The 204-nt window shown below is 51.0% G+C and carries 2 tRNA genes; both read left to right on the top strand.

Annotated features, from left to right (window positions below):
- The first annotated feature begins 1 nt into the window (after position 1).
- Positions 2-77, top strand: a tRNA-Gly gene (locus tag OQJ86_RS26575).
- Between the two features lie 51 nt (positions 78-128).
- Positions 129-204, top strand: a tRNA-Gly gene (locus OQJ86_RS26570).

Below are 204 nucleotides of genomic sequence, written 5' to 3'. Positions count from 1 at the left end.
TGCGACACTAGCTCAGTTGGTAGAGCGCAACCTTGCCAAGGTTGAGGTCACGAGTTCGAACCTCGTGTGTCGCTCCACTTTCTTTCTGAAATGTGGAATAAGCCCTCATTGTGCTTAACAATGACATTGCGACACTAGCTCAGTTGGTAGAGCGCAACCTTGCCAAGGTTGAGGTCACGAGTTCGAACCTCGTGTGTCGCTCCA

It is taken from the genome of Vibrio sp. Sgm 5 (genome assembly GCF_026241575.1).
GTDB classification, from domain to species: domain Bacteria; phylum Pseudomonadota; class Gammaproteobacteria; order Enterobacterales; family Vibrionaceae; genus Vibrio; species Vibrio jasicida.
The sequence above is the reverse complement of the archived record's forward strand: the minus strand, read 5'-3'. Positions and strand labels throughout refer to the sequence as shown.